The organism is uncultured Aquincola sp. (assembly GCF_964001545.1).
Lineage (GTDB): Bacteria > Pseudomonadota > Gammaproteobacteria > Burkholderiales > Burkholderiaceae_C > Aquincola.
Genome location: NZ_CAXFDV010000061.1, coordinates 1 through 2,160, shown reverse-complemented (window position 1 = coordinate 2,160; position 2,160 = coordinate 1). Strand labels below are relative to the sequence as shown.

4 protein-coding genes are annotated in these 2,160 nt (G+C 73.1%); 1 reads left to right on the top strand and 3 read right to left on the bottom strand.

Features of this window, described 5'->3' with window-relative positions; translation table 11 throughout:
- Nucleotides 1-302 (top strand): cytidine deaminase (locus ABNT58_RS02195; protein ID WP_348751877.1); only part of this gene is annotated, 302 nt, incomplete at its 5' end.
- 33 nt (nt 303-335) lie between these two features.
- Here the strand turns inward: ABNT58_RS02195 and ABNT58_RS02190 are convergent.
- The 3 genes from ABNT58_RS02190 to ABNT58_RS02180 all read right to left on the bottom strand — a co-directional run.
- Nucleotides 336-1,385 (bottom strand): nitronate monooxygenase, encoded by a 1,050-nt coding sequence (locus ABNT58_RS02190; RefSeq protein ID WP_348751876.1) that lies wholly within the window; start codon nt 1,383-1,385, stop codon nt 336-338.
- Nucleotides 1,386-1,440: 55 nt separating this feature from the next.
- Nucleotides 1,441-1,806 (bottom strand): hypothetical protein, encoded by a 366-nt coding sequence (locus ABNT58_RS02185; protein ID WP_348751875.1) that lies wholly within the window; start codon nt 1,804-1,806, stop codon nt 1,441-1,443.
- Nucleotides 1,807-1,920: 114 nt separating this feature from the next.
- On the bottom strand, nt 1,921-2,160 hold a 240-nt coding region (locus tag ABNT58_RS02180), incomplete at its 5' end, for an FAD-dependent oxidoreductase (protein ID WP_348751874.1).

Here is a 2,160-nt window from a genome sequence, read left to right as displayed (position 1 = left end):
TGCACCTGGGCGCCAACATCGAAAACGCGGCCTACCCCGAAGGCCTGTGTGCCGAAGCCGTGGCCCTGGCCCACCTGGTGATGGCCGGCGGCCGGCGCGTGATGGCGGCGGCCGTGGTGGCCGACAGCGCCCAGCCCATCACGCCCTGCGGCGGCTGCCGGCAGAAGCTGCGCGAGTTCGCGGGCGGCCAAGCACCGGTGCTCTCGGGTGCGGTGGCCGCGGATGGCGGCGCCGTGCTGCGCCAGCGCGCCACCATGGCCGAGTTGCTGCCGCACAGCTTCGGGCCCGAGCACCTGGGTTGACCGGTCGGGCCGTGGCCCGGACCTGCGGCGTGGTCAAGCCAGGCCGGCGGCCAACGCCCGCGTCAGTGCCGCCGCCGTCTTCGGCCGCGCCAGACCGGCCGCCTGGCCGGCCCACAGCGGCGAGAAGTCGCCGCTGTCCCGGGCTTCGGCCTCGGCGCGCAGCGGCGCCAGGGCGCTGGTGGCCAGCGGAAAGCGCGGTGCATCGTCGGCCAGCGGCCCCATCTCGCGCATCGCGCGGTTCAGCACGCCGCGCGCCGGCCGGCCGGTGAACACGTTGGTCAGCGCAGTATGGGCGGCCTCGGGGCCGGCCAGCGCGCGGCGGTGCACGGCGCTGGTGTCGGCCTCGTCGCACAGCAGGTAGGCGGTGCCCACCTGCACGCCGCTGGCGCCGAGGGCCATCGCGGCCCGCACGCCGCGCGCATCGGCGATGCCGCCGGTGGCCACCACCGGCACCGTCACCGCATCCACCACCTGCGGCAGCAGCGCCATCAGGCCCAGCTGGCGGGTCAGGTCGTCGTCCAGGAAGTGGCCGCGGTGGCCGCCGGCTTCCAGGCCCTGGGCGATCACCACGTCGGCACCATGCGCCTGCAGCCAGCGGGCTTCTTCCACCGTGGTGGCCGAAGACATCACCACCGCGCCCCAGTCCTTGACCGATTGCAGCAGCGCCGGCGTCGGCAGCCCGAAATGGAAGCTCACCACCGGCGGCCTGAACTCGGCCAGCAGTTGGGCCGCTTCGGCGCTGAAGGGCAGGCGGCCGGCACCGCCGGGGGCATGGCGCAGGTCGGTGCCGAACTCGGCGTCGAAGCGGTGGGAAAGCCGGGTGCGCCAGGCTGCATCGCGTGCCGGGTCGCTCACCGGCGGCGTGTGGCAGAAGAAGTTGACGTTGTAGGGCAGGCCGGTGGCCTGCAGCCGCTGCAGTTCTGCCCGCAGTGCGTCGGGCGGCAACAGGGCCGCGGGCAGCGAGCCCAGCGCGCCGGCCTGCGACACCGCCGCGGCCAGCCGGCTGCCCTGGGCACCGGCCATCGGCGCCTGGATCAGCGGCAGCGCGGTTTTCAGCAACGACAGCAGGGCAGAGGTGGACATGGGGCGCTTCCGGCAACGACAGGCTGCCAGCGTAACCCCATGCCGTGCATCGGCCTCAAGGCCGTGCCTTGTGCCCGTAGACCACGGGCGGCAGCGCCTGCGACCAGGCGCTGCGCTCGCGCAGCAGCACCTGCACCCGGGCCATCAGCGCGTCCACCTGGCGGGCCAGGAAGCGGCGGCTGGGCAGGCCGGGCACCGCGGCTTCCAGTTCGGCGCGTTCTTGCTGCGCCCACTGCAAGGCACTGTCGCGCACGATCACGGCCGCGCGCAGGCGCATCAGCTCGCGCTCCTGCCACCGCAGCTGCCGCGCCTGCTCATCGAGCAGCCGGCTGCAGCGGCGCTGCACGCTGCCGTAGGCGCTCATCAGCGCGCAATGCTCACGGGCCAGGTTGTCGGGGTCGGGTTGGTCTTGATCGCTCACCGTGCACCTCCAGATGGTGACGGGCGATCATAGATGAGAATGATTCTCGTTAGCGTAAAGACCGCGTGGCAGGAAGAAAAGCCGCCGCCCGTGGGGGCGACGGCCTCCGGTGCCTCAGGCTTCGGCCGGCGCCGAGGTGCGGATCAGGTGGTCGAAAGCGCCCAGTGCCGCCGTCGCGCCCTGGCCCACCGCGATCACGATCTGCTTGTAGGGCACTGTGGTCACGTCACCGGCCGCGAACACGCCCGGCACCGAGGTCTGGCCGTGGCTGTTGACGATGATCTCGCCACGCGGCGACAGCTCCACGCCACTGCCCTTGAGCCAGGCGGTGTTGGGCACCAGGCCGATCTGCAC